This window comes from Chryseobacterium sp. FP211-J200 (assembly GCF_001643375.1).
GTDB classification, from domain to species: domain Bacteria; phylum Bacteroidota; class Bacteroidia; order Flavobacteriales; family Weeksellaceae; genus Epilithonimonas; species Epilithonimonas ginsengisoli.
In genome coordinates, this window is record NZ_LSHB01000002.1 from 62963 (window position 1) to 77381 (window position 14419).

A 14419-nucleotide genomic window follows, 5' to 3' on the forward strand; every position below is an offset into this window, starting at 1 on the left:
ATAAAGTAGTGAATTTTGGAAGCGAAGTTGACAATCATCAAACAATGGAAATTCTCCTTGAATCAAAAAGGAAAAGTCCATATGGCTTTCAGGGAGTTTGGTGAGGCTGTGAAGGTTTTTGAAGCGGCAATCAAACTTCCATCATCCAACAAAAACTGTGAGATTTTTAATAATCTTGGGGTTTGCAAATTCAATCTCGGAAAAGGCTACGAATCTATCCAAGCTTGTCTGCAAGCCAAAAAATGCTATGAAGAAAGCAAGGAAGTCGCGAAGGTCAATTCCACGCTTTATATGTTGGGCTGGAGCCACGCGTATGTTGGAGAATATGACAAAGCGTCTTACTACTTTTTGAAACAGCTGGAGATTCTGAAAAAAGATACAGCTCAAGTTCTGAACAGAGGAAAAGTTTACCGCGGATTGGGAATCAATGCTTCTATGAAAGGTGATTTCAAATCGTCTATCAATTATCTGAATCAGGCATTAAACATTTCAAATTCCAAAAAAGACATTGTTGGCACTTTTGAAAACCTAAGCGCGCTTTCGTCCAGTTATGCGCAGATGAAAGATTTTGACAACGCCTTCAAATACAGCGAAAAAGGATTAATTGAAGCAAATAAAATCAATGATGAAGCGGTGATTCTGGAAGCGAAGATAAACGCAATCACAGCATTGGTTGGTCTTAAGAAATTTGATAAAGCCTCAACATTCATTACCGAAATTGCAAAAGATACAGCCAAATATTACTTTGTTCCGACGTTCAAAGTTCAATACTATCAAAACAATTCTTTGATTCAAGAAGGACTTGGTAATTACAAAGACGCTTTGCATTCTCAGAAACGTCTGAAACAGTACAACGATTCCATTATTTCTGTCAACAATACGATTGGAATTTCACAGTTGAAAGACCAATATAATTTCGAAAAAGACCAAAACACCATTCTTGCCCAAAAAACGGAACTCGGCAAACAGGCTATCAAACTTAAAAACAATACAATTCTTACAATCATCATTTCATCCGTTGCGATTATTTGTCTTGTCATTTTTGCATTTTCAATCTACCTGAAACGTGAAAAAAGAAAACAATTGGATTTGCTTTCTTTAAAATTCAAAGATGGTTTTAATGAATATTTGAAAACCAAGTACGATTTGACGCAACAACAACTTGAACTTTGGTTGAAAATTGTGGAAGGCGTAGAGGAAGTACAGATTGCTATGTTCCGAAACGTTGGTGGTCATTTTCTGACCGCCTGATATTGCAACTAATTAACAAAATCCTAAATACTTATGACAATACTTTTCATCATTTTATTTATTCCTTTCCTAATTGGGTCTTGGTATGGTCTAGATCTTCTGATCAAAAAAATAATGAAATCCAAATATGATAGAAGATATACTATCATTTCTTTTGCCGTTTCTATTCCCATCGTTTTTATAATTTTCATTTACATTCTTTTGTCATTGGCATCTATGTCAGGAGCAGAATTTAAAGATTGATACAATGTCAAAAGAATAAATCAACATATGACACTCTAAGTAAAAAACTACGCAGAACAAACTATTACCTAAAGCTGAAGCGTGGCAGCATTTTTAACAAAAGACTTAAAAAATGAAAAACGATCCAAATTTTATTTTTAAATTATCAATTGCAATATTATTGGTTTTCTCAAGTTCATTTTCTTACGCACAAGAAATTCGCAATAACAATCAAACAGGAACAATAAAATTGCCTGTAAAAAAAATTGTAGAATATTTTGATGATTTTAACCAACATTATCTGACGGACTATAAGCTTTCAGAAACAAAAGTAGATTCTATTACTCAAAATAATGGAATGACCGCCATTTATCTTACCGAAAACAAAAATTACAATTCCGCTGTGATCGTAACAAGTCTGAAAAACTATCAGAAGACGATCAAAGAGACATCTTTTGAGACCAACTTATTGATGCTGTTCAAAGGGGAATATAATGCTGAGACACTTAAACATCCAATAAAACCGGTTATTAAAGAGTCTTTTTCTAAGGAGGGCATACTTAAATGGAAAATTAATATTGAATCATTATACGAAAATTCTGCAAAATTGACATTGATTTTTGACTCATTTGACAAGAAACATCAACAAAAGTTTATCACGAATTTTTCCAAAGGAATTGATAAAAATTTTAACTATAACATTCAACAGATATTTGTAACAGAAAATTTTAAACATGAGATATTAAATTATCTCGCGAAAAGTTCCAAATCTGATGCTAAAGGTGTTCAACCAACCAAAGGCAAGTAAACAACAAGACATTCCCATAAAAGGAATGAACCACTTTGATTGCACATTTTTGAAAAGTTTATCCGCGACGGATATTCATTTGAACTTTTGTGCAAAACTGACAATTGTGCTTTGATTTCCTGCCATCACAAAGACCACCCTAAAAATCAGATCATTAACATCATTAAAAATGAAAAAACTTTTATTACTGCCTGCTATTTTTCTATTGATAGATTACGAATTAAATTCCTACACCTTACAAAACGACCATCCAAAGTTGATTATCGTGGGGAAAATAACGCAAGGTGTACAAAAGCTGGGCGTAGCTGAAAAAGAGACAGGAAAGCTAATCATTCCTTTGGTGTATGAATCTATTAGATTTTCAAAAGGAACAATTGTTTGTGAAATGCCAAATCAAAAGGGAGTTAAAACTTTCAATGAAAACGGAATACAGATTGTGGCTAAACGAAAATAGTGGCAGAAAAGCAAAATGGAAACAATATCAACGAAGCTAAATTGGTGAGCAAGCTTTTAGAAAAAATCAATGAGTTAATAAAAAGTGAAGATATTGGAACATTGGAACCTAACGATTAAAGATATTATTGTTAAAAAGGCTTTACTAAACAAAGTTTAAGAATGAAAAAAATTAATAACAGTCTATTCTTTTTGATTTTTATATTATCTGTAAGCTCTTCGTACGGACAGACACTGAAGGTCATCGACTTTAGAAAAGCCTTTGATTATCACCACCCGACCGAACATAAACAACTACTTTCAAAAGGTTTTAGACTATTGAATGACACGATTTCAGAAAACCAAAAGAAATTTAAGTTTAACAATTCGGAAACAAAAGAAATAGTTGAGCTCACTTTTACAGAGGATGGAGAAGGCGGCGAATATTTGGGCATTTTATATTTTTTGCCATCTGAGCTTGCTTATAAAAGATTTGTTGCAACATTGACTACTTACAAATTCAAGTACAGTAAAAGAAATTTGCGTTATCAACTCCCAACAAGTTCGTATTCTGGCGAAAATATTTATCTTCATCATTTGATACAAAAGGATGGAAAAATATATTATTCTTTGGAATATGTAAGGTATAAAGATAAAGCACTATCCGGACCACGACCTGGAGTTGGAAATGATATCAAACCACATCCATAAATGACAACTCAATAACAAATAACAAAACACATGAAACCAATCTTTCTAGTACTACTCTATCCATTCCTGATTTTTGGTCAGACTCAAAACGACCAATGTAAAATTCCGATCAATGATCTGGATTTGAAGATGAATGTCAATACTTTTTTCATTGATAAGATCATCAAGGATGACAATACGCAATACAACACAGAATATGGTTCAACGCTAAGTGCCACAGAAGCATTTAAAAAATACAAGCAGACACAGAAAGTAGCAAAAACCAATTTGACTGAAGCTGATTTAGATAAAAAACATCTCCTAGAAGGTGATGAAAAAATCAATATCGCACAGCTTTATTCTATCGTTCGGTACGTGGAAGATGACCGATTGGTTTGCTATCAAAATATTTGGTTTCCAACATTCAAAGTTTTGTCGACGATGGATGACAAATTTGTTGCGCTCATTGCAGAGAACAGAAAAGTAGCCGAAGAAGACTTCAAAGTCTTGATTGGAAATTTAGAAAAAACCAACAAATTGAGTAAAACAGATTCTCAAAATTTTGAAACATACTCGTTTGATTTTAAAACTTATGAACTTAAATTTAAAAAAGCAAAAACAAGTTACAGAAGCGAATCTAGCATACAATTGGCAGGTGAAGATAAAGACAAACCTAAGAAAACAGTTGACTTAGAACTTATCATCCTAAGCAAATCAGCAAGTGACAAACACTTGAACTGGCTGAATAAGAACTATGGAAAGTAAAAAACTGTAGATAGTTCTATACTTAATGATCCTAAAATCGACCTTCTCCCAAATTTGAAACGACAACTATAAACCACATGAAAAAACTGATCCTTATTTTAATTCTCACTTTCTCTCTGCCATTTTACGCACAAGAAAAAGAAACTTTTTGGAAGATCAAAAGCATATACAGAGAAGATAGAAAGCCTTTCATCGGTTTGACAGTCGATTATATGCAAGAGATCTATGACCACAACTTTCATTTTGTAAAAAGAAATGAAAGTCTGTATTTTGAACTGCCCGATAAATTTGAACTAGATCTCAAAAGTTTTAAAAGTTTGCGTCAGCTCCATATTACTGACAAAGACTTTTATGAGATGTATGATCAAAAATTCAGTGGAAATAGCTTTGTTATCAAGTTCAAAGACAACGCAACATTATCACCCTCAAAAAACACCATTATTGAGTTTAAACAGATCACAAAAGAGCAATTTGAAAAGAACATCGCAGAAGAAATTGCGCATCAAAAGGAGATTGCACAGAAGATCAACGATTTGAAGACCGAATTAGAGAAACACGCTCCGATTACGCTCGATCCTATCAAAAAACTACCTTTAAAGTCTGCGGAGATCAATGATGACAAGTATGAAAACGATATAATACTCCTTATCCCAGAAGAGATAGAATTAAGAGAATCGGGAGATGTTAAGAACGAAAAATTCGGAGAGATTAAGGTCGGAACCTTCAAAGAGAATTCCAAGATCTATGATGTAGACCATCCGAAAAATGATTACGGCCTGAAACAATTGACCATCTGGGTTTCTACCGCCCCTTCGACTTTCAGTCTGGAAAAGTATGTTTCAGAAGATGCAAACACCGTTCTTGTAAAAAAAGAAAAGGATCATATTGTTGGCTACAAGATCAGTTACGATTTTGAAAACGAGAAAGCTGTCGTCGCTTCATTTTTCACTTTAAAATATCTGAAAGTAGGCAGTTCACACATTTTTATCCATTCTGATGTTTACCGTTCTCAAATAAAGAACTATCCAAATTCAGAAGAAATGAACAAGATCCTTAATTTCAACTATCTGATCTCTGAAAACATTAGTTTAAAAAAATAGGCATAACTTGACCATAGCATACTTCTAATTATCTTTCTAAATTAATTTTAATGAAAAAACTACTTGCACTTTTGATCTTTGTTGGCACCTTGCAATCCTGCGAAAAGAAAACGCAGAACGAAAAGGAAAAAGAAACACGTGAATTACAGAAGGAACAACCACAAAAAACTACGGAAAGTAGTTCTTCTCAAACTGCGACATTAAAAAACAAACCTTCTGATTTCATCCCAAAAGGCTATGTGATCCACAAATATGAAGGCGGCATCTCAGCTGAAGAATGGGACGAGATCAAAGGTGACCTGAACAAAGATGGTTTGGAAGATATCGTCCTGATCATCAAAGGAACCGATAAAAGCAAGATCATACAGCATGAATACCGTGGAAAACTGGACCGCAACCGCAGAGGTATTATCGTCCTTTTCAACAAAGGAGACCATTACGAATTAGCTTCCAAAAACTACGATTGCTTCTCTTCCGAAAACGAAGAAGGCGGTGTGTATTTTGCGCCAGAACTTTATTTCGAAATTAAGAATGGAAACCTGTACATCAATTATGGCCACGGGAGATATGGCAATTGGGGTTACACCTTCCGGGCGCAGAACGGCGATATGGAAATGATCGGTTATGATTCCTATTCCAGCAGAGGTCCTGTTCCTCAATCTGAGGTCAGTATCAATTTCTTAACAAAAAAGAAACTCACAAGAGATAACCTCAACAAAAATGACGACGACGATTCCAATGTGAATTATGAGGACAGCTGGGAAAACATCAAAGTTGAAAAGCTTACGAAACTGTCTGATATAAAAGATTTTGACGAACTGTATTACTGATCACAAATGATGGACAACTCCGAACTTTATCTGAAAGAATCTAAAAAACCATAAAATCATGAAAAACCTTTCTGCCTTATGCTTAATCATTACTTCCCTCCTATTATGGTCCTGTGAAAATAAGGTTGAAAAAACCACAGATGCAAAAAAGGTTCAAAAGACCCCAGAAGTAAATGATAATTGGGATTTTACAAATAGAGAATTCGAAGACAGCCATATCAGACTTTTGAATAAGTTCGATGTGTTCAGTTTTGACAAAATATCCGACAGCACTATCATCCTGCATGGTAACATTTTCCAGGGATGGAAAAGAAAAGCATTAGAGATAAAAGACACGCTGCAACTTACAGAAAAACATTTTTCACAGGATAGCTTAGGTAAAAAGAGACAGCAGATCCTCACCTATTCAAAACGGGATCAGACCATTTTCCAATTGATCATCACAAAAAAAGAATTGACTTATGACAGTGGAAATCGGAAACTTAAAACAGATGTTTGGTTCGATTATTCAGGGAAATTATCTATCAATAAAAAGCAACTAAAATATTCTACTTCGGATCTATATACTAAGTAAAGATTCAGTTCCACTATATTAGTTCTTACAGCATTGAATCCTAGATAATACACAACTCACAACCTGGACTTATTTAAATTTAACTGACATAAAGTACAGAATTTGATCCATGGAACTCAGAACGGAGTACTATGACTTTAGGTATCGAAATATCATCTAGATATTCTATAAAAAACCGGAACTTCTAAGATTCCGGTTTTTTCCGTTTTAGTTACGATTCTGTTTTGGGCAAAGGCGGTATTCCCGCTCCTCCACTATTTGGAAAAAGCACTTTCATATCCGCCACTTTCTCGGTGAAGCCAGGTGTCTTGGTGCCTGCCTTGTACTTGCTGTAGTCATAGTCGGTCAATGCGTCCTGATAGTTGTCAAAATCATGTACGATCTTGAAATCGGTCAGCATTCTCAGGGCTGCCGACATACGCTGCTCCGTGGTGTCCGAAAAGGCACGGTCCTGAAAATCCAACTCATACTCTTCCCAATCTACATCGGTACTGCTCAATGATGGTTGACTCAGGTTGTAATCGCGGGCTTTGTTTACCAGCAACTTGTTGGTCTCGTTGACGCTGCCAAATTTTTGGCGTTCTTCGGAGGTCAGATTTTGTGTGACGCTAAGCAAAACAGTTTCGATGATCGTCATAGCATCTGAGATCTTGGTTTTCTGCGCTGCAGTAAGGTGCAGTCTTCCCAAATTGTCAATTGGCATTTGTTTTTTTATTTAATGGTTAATATTAATGATCAGAGTACTCTACTCTTATTTTCTCAGCATTGGTGAAGGTTTGACCCAAACGTTTAGGTTGAGGACCCAAAATTTTACGTTCCTGACGCAAAATTTTACGCCCTTGAGGGTAAACTTTTAGGTTCCTACCCCAAACTTTTACGTCTTCTCGTTAAACGTTTGCGTCTATAGACCCAAAATTTTACGTCTCGAGGGCAAACGTTTGGGTTATTTTGCAATGTCATTCTTATGATTAAAATAAAACCTTAAACCAAACGAATATAGGTTTATAATACTACCATCTCATAGAAACGCAAAATAAATCAATCAATCTTCGGTTTCAAATATACTATTTTTTGTTATTCGAAAACTGGAAGCGTTTAATTTTTCCTCACTTTATGACAAGCAAAGACAATTGCAATATATTGATTAGGTTTGTTGAGAAAAAAAAATACAAATGAAATGGGAAGCAAAGCTGGTGAAGCATCGTGGTAAAAGCCGGATCGCAGTGCTCTTTGACAAGGATATAAAACTGATAGCCCGCATCAAACAATTGGAAGATGCTAGATGGAGTTCGTCTAAAAAATATTGGCACCTACCTGACAATAAGGAAAACCGTGCCCGATTTAAAATAACTACTACCGAGAAAAATCTACTTGATCCCAAAACCTCTGCAGAGATCTCTAAATTCTCAAACTGGTTACGATCCAGACGGTACAGCGACAACACCATCAAAACATATTGCGAAGCTTTGAAGTCGTTTTTGATTTTTTTTGATGATAAAATGCCTGAAGCTATCACAAATGATGATGTGATCTTGTACAACAATGACTTTATTCTCAAAAATAATTTGTCTTTTTCCTATCAAAATCAAATCGTGAATGCTATCAAACTATATTTCCGCACAATACAAGAAAAAACGCTGGATGTAGACAAAGTTCACCGGCCCAAAAGTGCCAAAACACTACCAAATGTCCTCAGCAAAGAAGAGGTAAAATTGATATTGGAAGCACACCTCAATCTAAAACACAAAATGATGCTAAGTCTGATCTACAGCGGTGGACTGAGATGTGGCGAATTGTTGGCACTAAAACCTGAGAATATTGATTCCAAACGAAACATTGTTCTGATCAAGAATGCCAAAGGGCGAAAAGATAGGATCGTACCACTTAGTCTAAAGATATTGGATATGCTTCGCGGGTATTACCAACTCTACAAACCGAAGACATTCTTATTCGAAGGTCAGATACAAGGACAAGCTTATGATGCCAGAAGTTTGCAACAAGTTCTGAAGCAGGCCGTTTCGAAATCCGGAATCAAAAAACCAGTAACGCTCCATTGGTTGCGTCACAGCTATGCCACGCATCTGCTGGAAAGCGGTACAGACCTTCGGTACATCCAAGAACTTTTGGGTCATAGCAGCAGTAGAACTACAGAGATCTACACACACGTGAGCACAAAAAGTTTACAGCAAATAAAAAGTCCATTTGATGATTTATAAAAATTAATTATTACTTTAGTAAAAAAATAATCCCGCAAGTTATAGCGCATATCGTTACACATTTGATATGATATACGCTATTGTGTAGCGGGTATAAGTAAGTTAGCTACAACCCTAACCGACAACACATCAACGAGACATCACGATTTATTAAGACTACATTTGAAAGATGAAAGCGAAAAAACTAAACGAATTATATGGAACTTTATCAGAAACCATAAACGGACTTGTTAAGTTAGGTTACAACCACGACTTTAACATAAAGGACGAATGTATTGTATGTCATAGGACAAATATCACTTTATCACCAGACGATTTTAAAATTGACCACGTCTATCGCTTTGAGGGCGACTCTGACCCTGAGTATCAGTCCATACTTTACGCTATTTCATCTTCAAAATTTGACTTGAAAGGAACATTGGTAAATGGTTACGGTACTTCATCAGACGAAGCGACAACAAAACTGATAGAAAAATTAAACACTCATAACGACCAACATAAAATGGAAAATAAATCAAATCAGGCAACACCACAACGACCAGACGGTGAACGCCTATTGAATGCACCGTTAGTAGAAATGAATTTAGAAGAAGTTATTAAACAAATAAAAAGTGAACCTACTTGGGCTGACAGCGACCGAAATTCCGTTACACTTTTCAAATCTGAAACTATGAGAATTGTGCTTATAGGACTACACGAAAATGCAGAACTAAAACCGCATAAGGCAAATGGAGTAATAAATGTTCAAGTATTGCAAGGTAAAATAGAATTCACAGTCGGACAACAAAACACTCATTTGGAAAGGGGACAAATGGTAGCTTTACAAGATAATATTACTCATAGTGTAAGGGCGTTGACAGAAAGTTTTTTTCTATTAACACTCGCAATGAACAAAATACAGCCGACAAACAAGAAGGGCAGCAGCTAACATCAGCTTGGCAAAAGCAGGGCTGACGTGGTAAATTGAGCATTTGTACTTCTAATAAAAATTTGTGGTTTATTGAACATTTATGCTTCTAATCCCTGCCTTCGCCAAGCCGCAAAACGTTAGCAGAAATCTCAAAAAAATCAGAAACTAAATAAAAATTCAAAGTATGAAAACAAAAATCAAAGTATTATTGACATTTTTAGTAATATCTAATATTGCTTTTGCTCAAAACACAGTCAAAATGACTAATAACTATGGAAGTGAAAATCCCGAAATTCAAGACATCATTGATTTTGAAAATATTTACATTGAAAAATTGAATTTTGAAAGTGAAAAAATAAATGGAAAATTTATCACGATAAGCATAGATGAATATAAAAGTGGAAAATTAAAAAATACTTCAATATTATTTGATGGTTCTGAAAGTGATTATTTTAAAATTAGTTCAGACAAAGAATCCTTAAAATTCTTTTTTAAAATGACCGATGGAAAACTAAAAGCATATATTAGAGGACAAAAATTCGGAAGTAAAAAATCATTCTTTAAATTATTCGAAGATTCTGAAAAATATGCTTTAAAAGATTTTTTCGGAAGTAAATCAGAATTAAATTTAGATATTAACAAAAAGAATGCAGTTTTTGCAATTATAACACCAACAATTCACAAAGATGGTTCGGGTTCATATTGTGAAGTTGCACAATCAAATATTGAACCTGAAAAACTGGGAGAACAATTTAAAATTCCGCATTATTTTATAATTAACGTTGAATTTAAATAAAGAGACTTCTGCTAACAGCGGTTTGCAAAAATGGCGAAATATGTGGTAAATTCAAGTTTATCCTTCGCAAGAAATTCTATCTTAGCCGAAAAATCTCGGTCACGAAATTCGCCACTTCTGCAAGCCGCGAGACGTTACCAGAAACCTTTGAAAAAATGACGAAAAGAATTCTAATTTCTTTAATATTAATACTTTCTGCAATTCTAATATTTAGTAAAACTGCTCGATATGAAGTTGCGAAAAGAGTGAATATAATTTCTGCTGGAAGTTATGCGTTTTCAGAATCTTATGAACTTCCCTATTCAGAGACTGAAGTAATAAAAGCCATAGAAAAATTTAAAGAAAAAAATCCGAAATATAAAGTCCCTGAAGTGTCAATTTCTTCTAACAATTCATTTAAATTGGAAGACTCTAGAACTGAAAATGGATTATGGTTTGTTGCTTTTCTTTACGATTCAAACGAAAATAGAATTTTAAATATTGCAATAAGAGGAAATGAAACTAATACTACTTTAGAATTCGTATCTATAAATAATGGTTTAGAAATTGGACATTGGAAAGATATAAATCGTGATTTTTCATATGATGAAAATCAACAACTAAAAAATAGTTTTGAAAAATTTTATTTAAATCCAATAAAACAAATATTGAAGAACAAATAAGGCTTCTGGTAACACACGCTACAAGCAATTTGGGGATTTGGCTTAATGGAAAAATTGGTTTGTATTTGGAAGATTTGGCAAATCCGAAGATAAGGCTTAATTTAGTCCCAAACCCGCTGTAGTGCCAAGACGTTATACGGCATTCCCCCTAGACTCCCGCCCTGACCCCGTAAGCTAACGGCGGAAGAGCGGAAAAATGAAGGGAATTTATAAGAAAAAATGGTTTTGTAAATATTTGATTTACAAAACATTAACAAAACGTTAGTTAGAATTTTAGAAAAAAAGCAGAAAATACAACCAACCAAAAGAAATAATGTAAATTGAACGAAGAACACTTTTATTCAAACAAATTAATATCATTCTTACTACTTTTAATATCTTCAATATTTGTTATTGCGGGAATATTATTAGGTGAAAAAATGATTGATTTTGAAGAAAAACTATTTAAAAGTGTAATTTTTATTTTCAGTTTTTTGTTGTTTTCATTTGGAATTGTTTTGTCTTTTTTATTGTTGGGAAGAAAAAAGCCCCTTTTAACAATTACAAATAGTGAAATAATAATTCATAACGTTTTGACTCCATCTAAAACCATTCAAATTAACAACATAAAATCATTTTTCATCGTTAATACAAATTATCGAGGAATTAAGACAAATAGACAAATATTTATTGAACTAAATAAGCCAACAGAAAAGTATACCAAAACTTGGTTTTATAAATTTCTCAATAAAATAAGTAAACCAATAGCTAACTCTCAATATTCTATACAAACCGATTTTTTAAATATCAAACAGCAGAAATTACTCGAACTATTAAATAAAAAGATAAAAAACGCCGTATAACAGCCGTTTGGCGAGATTGGGGTTTTAGGGTGAAATTAAAGATGGTTTTGTATTTGGAAAATTTGTGTTTTACCGAAAAATCCCGCATCTTTATTCCCCAACCTCGCCAAGCGCCAGAACGTTGTACGAAACCTTTACCAAACAAACGTCAAATAAAACACAAAAAATGGCTGGTGGAAAAATAATAAGAATAACAGGTGGAACAAGTACTACCGAATGTGAATCATATACTGTATTTTGCGAAAACTTCTATGCTTCAGCTGGCGGAACATCTTCTTTTACAGCAGAAGGAAGAACTAACTTTGGAGAACCTCAAGAACCAACAACAGGAGGGAAACATATCGTCAAAGGTTATTGGACAGATGAAAATGATAATAAAATTACAGAAGCATTAATTGGAGAAACAGTTAAATTTCACATTGAAACTAAAGATATTCCAAATGGTGATAAAATAGAAATGATTTTGTTTGACGAGGATATTCATAAATCTGAAATAGATTCAAACGAAAGTAATGATCAAATTTTATTATATCCAGCTTCTTCGGATGGAAAAGCAATGACAGAATATGAAGAATCAAAATATGCAATTGTTGAAAATAATAAAGCTGTAAAAACCATTATTTTAAGCGAATATTTTTCTTGGTTAGCATCACAAGAAGAAGACAAAACAGTTGAATTATTTTTCTCTTGTTCTTATGGAGAACAAAAAAATGAAATTTTACCAATTCAATTTCATGATTATCTGTTGGTAAAAGGACTTCCGAAAGTTATTTTTGTTAATGGACAATGGAGGTTGGCAAAATATTCATTTGGAGAAATGGTAGGTCCAACTCAACCGAAGAAACCTTATTGGTATGAAGGAGATAAAACATTAGATAACTCAAAAAAATATTTCGTAATTTTTGATAAATTTAAAATTAGAAATCAGGAACTTACCAATGAAGAATTAGAAACTAAAAATTTTGTTTTGTATTATGATGGTTCTTCTTATGCAGGTGCTGACCAAAGTGGCAAAGATAGATTTGCTAACGGAAGAAAATTTGCAGAAGAAAATTTTGAAGAGATAACCAATGGTTTAGCAGGAAACGAAATCTATTTCATTTCTCACAGCGAAGGTGGAGCTTATGCTTCCGGAATGGCAGATTACCTTCACGAAAAAGGTATTACAATTGGAGAACATATTCTATTATCACCAGATGAAGGTGATGAATTTTCAATAAATCCTGAGATTCCAAGTTATCAACTGACTTATATGTTTTTTAGCAGTATTTGGAATCCTACAGGGACAATTATCAATTATGAAAAAAATAAAATTGCAAATAGAGGGTTTAAAAAATGGGGAAAATATTATGCAATTGTGGATTGGGTTACCAATGAGTTTAGAGTGAAAGGAACTAAAAAAATGGGAATTGCAAGGTTGGATTATTTAGATTGGGGTTCTGTTCATGGCTCTACAAATGATAAATTCGTATTCAATAAAATTAATGATTTAAAAGAAGTTACTTATCACGAAGCAATTGGAGAAGTGGATGGGAAAGGATATTCTGGAATTGCTCAGTCAGCTACAACAAACAAAACTATATTTTATAGAATTGATGACCAATATATTAGTGTAAATTGTCCTCCAATTTCTAAAATAAAAAAATAATGAAAAAAAAGACTTTAATAATTGTAGGAATTTTACTGTTCATTTTAATGTGCATATGTATAGGTTTTCTTATCCTTGGTTATGGATATGGTGGTGGGAGAGCTGTAAGACCTGTTGAACCAAGTCAATTTATAATAAATCTAGAAGAAGAAATCAAAAAAGAGGTCAAAAGCAGTGGTACTGTTATTGACACTCCTAGAAATTATGAATTAGATAATTGCGATAAATATGGATTTATACAACAAGATGTATCAATTTATATAGATAATGATTCATTAAAAAATGAGCTTGCATTAAAAACATATATTATCAATGTAAATAAAAGACTACAAAACATATTTCCATACAAAAAAAAGTGTTATGACAGTGTAGTTATTCAAACACAATATTTTGATAAAAAAATAGACAGTACAATAAATAATCGATTTTCTTTTCCAATGATAAAATAAAAAGGCTTCGTACAATAGCTAAGTTTTCGTTGCGTGCGAAGCACGAACAATGAAAACCCTGTTGAACGGAAGCTTCGGGAGCTTTTTTCAACATTATGGGTTTACCGACGAAGGATTTTAAAGATATACAGGAGACTTTCAGAAAGGTCTCTTTTTTTGTTGGTGAATTTGGTGGTTTTTCTTGGTTTTATCGTGTTTTCCTTCACTTTTGGGCATAAATTCCC

General features: G+C 33.5%; 16 protein-coding genes. 15 read left to right on the top strand and 1 reads right to left on the bottom strand.

The genetic code is table 11. The features are described from left to right. Positions 1 to 15: 15 nt before the first annotated feature. The 8 genes from AXA65_RS00770 to AXA65_RS00810 all read left to right on the top strand — a co-directional run bounded on the left by AXA65_RS00770 (position 16) and on the right by AXA65_RS00810 (position 6672). On the top strand, positions 16 to 1251 hold the full coding sequence (locus AXA65_RS00770) for a tetratricopeptide repeat protein (RefSeq protein ID WP_063968229.1): 1236 nt from the start codon (positions 16 to 18) through the stop codon (positions 1249 to 1251). Between the two features lie 355 nt (positions 1252 to 1606). Continuing rightward, positions 1607 to 2281: a hypothetical protein gene (locus AXA65_RS00780; protein WP_063968231.1), complete on the top strand. Its 675-nt coding sequence runs from the start codon at positions 1607 to 1609 to the stop codon at positions 2279 to 2281. Between the two features lie 169 nt (positions 2282 to 2450). Beyond that, the gene (locus AXA65_RS00785; RefSeq protein ID WP_063968232.1) at positions 2451 to 2735 is read left to right on the top strand and encodes a hypothetical protein; all 285 of its coding nucleotides are present in this window, start codon (positions 2451 to 2453) and stop codon (positions 2733 to 2735) included. A 161-nt stretch (positions 2736 to 2896) separates the two neighbouring features. Continuing rightward, the gene (locus AXA65_RS00790; RefSeq protein WP_063968233.1) at positions 2897 to 3424 is read left to right on the top strand and encodes a hypothetical protein; all 528 of its coding nucleotides are present in this window, start codon (positions 2897 to 2899) and stop codon (positions 3422 to 3424) included. A gap of 30 nt (positions 3425 to 3454) precedes the next feature. After that, a complete protein-coding gene (locus AXA65_RS00795) occupies positions 3455 to 4168 on the top strand; it encodes a hypothetical protein (RefSeq protein ID WP_063968234.1) in 714 nt (237 codons plus the stop codon). Between the two features lie 77 nt (positions 4169 to 4245). Next, positions 4246 to 5268 (top strand): hypothetical protein, encoded by a 1023-nt coding sequence (locus AXA65_RS00800; protein WP_063968235.1) that lies wholly within the window; start codon positions 4246 to 4248, stop codon positions 5266 to 5268. Between the two features lie 50 nt (positions 5269 to 5318). Continuing rightward, positions 5319 to 6098 (top strand): hypothetical protein, encoded by a 780-nt coding sequence (locus AXA65_RS00805; protein WP_063968236.1) that lies wholly within the window; start codon positions 5319 to 5321, stop codon positions 6096 to 6098. Between the two features lie 58 nt (positions 6099 to 6156). Next, complete coding sequence (locus tag AXA65_RS00810; RefSeq protein WP_063968237.1) at positions 6157 to 6672, top strand: hypothetical protein; 516 nt, start codon at positions 6157 to 6159, stop codon at positions 6670 to 6672. A 211-nt stretch (positions 6673 to 6883) separates the two neighbouring features. Here AXA65_RS00810 and AXA65_RS00815 read toward each other — a convergent pair whose 3' ends face one another. After that, positions 6884 to 7375 carry a hypothetical protein gene (locus AXA65_RS00815; protein WP_063968238.1) on the bottom strand — a complete coding sequence of 164 codons (492 nt, stop codon included), beginning with the start codon at positions 7373 to 7375 and terminating at the stop codon, positions 6884 to 6886. 469 nt (positions 7376 to 7844) lie between these two features. On the opposite strand from AXA65_RS00815, the gene AXA65_RS00820 reads away from it, so the two are divergent. The 7 genes from AXA65_RS00820 to AXA65_RS00850 all read left to right on the top strand — a co-directional run bounded on the left by AXA65_RS00820 (position 7845) and on the right by AXA65_RS00850 (position 14195). Further along, positions 7845 to 8888 (top strand): tyrosine-type recombinase/integrase, encoded by a 1044-nt coding sequence (locus AXA65_RS00820; RefSeq protein WP_063968239.1) that lies wholly within the window; start codon positions 7845 to 7847, stop codon positions 8886 to 8888. A 169-nt stretch (positions 8889 to 9057) separates the two neighbouring features. Beyond that, complete coding sequence (locus AXA65_RS19390) at positions 9058 to 9816, top strand: cupin domain-containing protein (RefSeq protein WP_086048021.1); 759 nt, start codon at positions 9058 to 9060, stop codon at positions 9814 to 9816. 166 nt (positions 9817 to 9982) lie between these two features. Next, positions 9983 to 10594 (top strand): hypothetical protein, encoded by a 612-nt coding sequence (locus tag AXA65_RS00830; RefSeq protein ID WP_028123695.1) that lies wholly within the window; start codon positions 9983 to 9985, stop codon positions 10592 to 10594. A gap of 155 nt (positions 10595 to 10749) precedes the next feature. Further along, entirely contained in the window at positions 10750 to 11256 is a 507-nt protein-coding gene (locus AXA65_RS00835; RefSeq protein WP_063968240.1) for a hypothetical protein, read from the top strand. Between the two features lie 320 nt (positions 11257 to 11576). Next, a complete protein-coding gene (locus tag AXA65_RS00840) occupies positions 11577 to 12098 on the top strand; it encodes an STM3941 family protein (protein WP_131797730.1) in 522 nt (173 codons plus the stop codon). Positions 12099 to 12264: 166 nt separating this feature from the next. After that, complete coding sequence (locus tag AXA65_RS00845; protein WP_131797731.1) at positions 12265 to 13746, top strand: hypothetical protein; 1482 nt, start codon at positions 12265 to 12267, stop codon at positions 13744 to 13746. Continuing rightward, positions 13746 to 14195, top strand: a complete 450-nt coding sequence (locus AXA65_RS00850) for a hypothetical protein (RefSeq protein WP_063968243.1) — start codon at positions 13746 to 13748, stop codon at positions 14193 to 14195. The genes AXA65_RS00845 and AXA65_RS00850 overlap by 1 nt, the downstream gene beginning before the upstream one ends. Positions 14196 to 14419: the final 224 nt, after the last annotated feature.

Excerpts from the sequence above, each read along its gene's own strand:
- AXA65_RS00785 (WP_063968232.1), top strand. The coding sequence starts at position 2,451 with ATGAAAAAACTTTTATTACTGCCTGCTATTTTTCTATTGATAGATTAC.
- AXA65_RS00835 (WP_063968240.1), top strand. The coding sequence starts at position 10,750 with ATGACGAAAAGAATTCTAATTTCTTTAATATTAATACTTTCTGCAATT.
- AXA65_RS00830 (WP_028123695.1), top strand. The coding sequence starts at position 9,983 with ATGAAAACAAAAATCAAAGTATTATTGACATTTTTAGTAATATCTAAT.
- AXA65_RS00780 (WP_063968231.1), top strand. The coding sequence starts at position 1,607 with ATGAAAAACGATCCAAATTTTATTTTTAAATTATCAATTGCAATATTA.
- AXA65_RS00850 (WP_063968243.1), top strand. The coding sequence starts at position 13,746 with ATGAAAAAAAAGACTTTAATAATTGTAGGAATTTTACTGTTCATTTTA.
- AXA65_RS00790 (WP_063968233.1), top strand. The coding sequence starts at position 2,897 with ATGAAAAAAATTAATAACAGTCTATTCTTTTTGATTTTTATATTATCT.
- AXA65_RS00810 (WP_063968237.1), top strand. The coding sequence starts at position 6,157 with ATGAAAAACCTTTCTGCCTTATGCTTAATCATTACTTCCCTCCTATTA.
- AXA65_RS00820 (WP_063968239.1), top strand. The coding sequence starts at position 7,845 with ATGAAATGGGAAGCAAAGCTGGTGAAGCATCGTGGTAAAAGCCGGATC.
- AXA65_RS00800 (WP_063968235.1), top strand. The coding sequence starts at position 4,246 with ATGAAAAAACTGATCCTTATTTTAATTCTCACTTTCTCTCTGCCATTT.
- AXA65_RS00845 (WP_131797731.1), top strand. The coding sequence starts at position 12,265 with ATGGCTGGTGGAAAAATAATAAGAATAACAGGTGGAACAAGTACTACC.
- AXA65_RS00795 (WP_063968234.1), top strand. The coding sequence starts at position 3,455 with ATGAAACCAATCTTTCTAGTACTACTCTATCCATTCCTGATTTTTGGT.
- AXA65_RS00805 (WP_063968236.1), top strand. The coding sequence starts at position 5,319 with ATGAAAAAACTACTTGCACTTTTGATCTTTGTTGGCACCTTGCAATCC.
- AXA65_RS19390 (WP_086048021.1), top strand. The coding sequence starts at position 9,058 with ATGAAAGCGAAAAAACTAAACGAATTATATGGAACTTTATCAGAAACC.
- AXA65_RS00815 (WP_063968238.1), bottom strand. The coding sequence starts at position 7,375 with ATGCCAATTGACAATTTGGGAAGACTGCACCTTACTGCAGCGCAGAAA.